1 protein-coding gene is annotated in these 849 nt (G+C 36.5%); it reads left to right on the top strand.

Annotation, left to right across the window (positions count from 1 at the left end):
- Positions 1–263 precede the first annotated feature (263 nt).
- Positions 264–797, top strand: coding sequence for a hypothetical protein (locus tag PG883_RS23595; RefSeq protein WP_270808483.1), 534 nt, complete (start codon positions 264–266; stop codon positions 795–797).
- Positions 798–849: the final 52 nt, after the last annotated feature.

Below are 849 nucleotides of genomic sequence, written 5' to 3'. Positions count from 1 at the left end.
CATGGTGTTCCGCTTTGTTTCTTTGGCGAGAAGAAGCGTACCAGAACCGGCAGTTGGCCTCTTCTCTCCTATGCACCATGGGTGTTGCAGTTATTATCTGAATTCGCGGGTTACATGACAAAGCGATCTGAATGGCAACCAGATATTGGTCGGCCTTGTCTTTTATTATTGGGTTAGCGACTAAATATTCAGCCGACTAAATAAAATCAAAATCGCTCCTGCGTTAACCATCATCAGAAAACCCTATTCAACTTGGTATAAAAATGAATATTGAAGAGCAATTTATTAAAAAAATCAACCACGCCTTAAAAGAATGGAAATTTGAGGAGGCATGTAGCTATCATGAAGAATTATTGCAGTACTCTTTCAAGCATATCTCGGAGTATATAAAATTACTTGCTGATTTCGGCAAGCTGGATCAAATATTTTCTTTATGCAATAGGTATGATTTTGAATTATTAAAAGAACAGGCTAAAAACCCCCAGCAAAAATACCCTGATGTAATCTCTTATTGTTTAGAATTCACTAAAGATAAATATATTCCTAGCCTGTGTGGTTCAAGTGTATCAGATAAAAATTCCACATTACTTACCCTGTCATCAAAAAAAGAAAAAACCGAACTTCTGATATATTTAGAAAAGAATTCTGAAATTATTATAAACAATAATTCCAGTGCTTTCGACAATATGATTCTTAATTTTGCCATAAATAACTTGCTATCAGAAAAAATGTTAGGAACTGAGCCGCGAATTCAACTCCGAAGTGCAACACCCGCCAAATCAAGCAACCTGTCGTAGTTCATCAAACACGATCTGCGGTTGCCTGAAATCCAAACATTTGCGCGGTCTA

It is taken from the genome of Aeromonas sp. QDB25, assembly GCF_027707725.1.
Taxonomy (GTDB): domain Bacteria; phylum Pseudomonadota; class Gammaproteobacteria; order Enterobacterales; family Aeromonadaceae; genus Aeromonas; species Aeromonas caviae.
The sequence above is the reverse complement of the archived record's forward strand: the minus strand, read 5'-3'. Positions and strand labels throughout refer to the sequence as shown.

What these genes read in the sequence shown, in the direction of transcription:
- PG883_RS23595 (WP_270808483.1), top strand. Translation starts at nt 264, where the DNA reads ATGAATATTGAAGAGCAATTTATTAAAAAAATCAACCACGCCTTAAAA.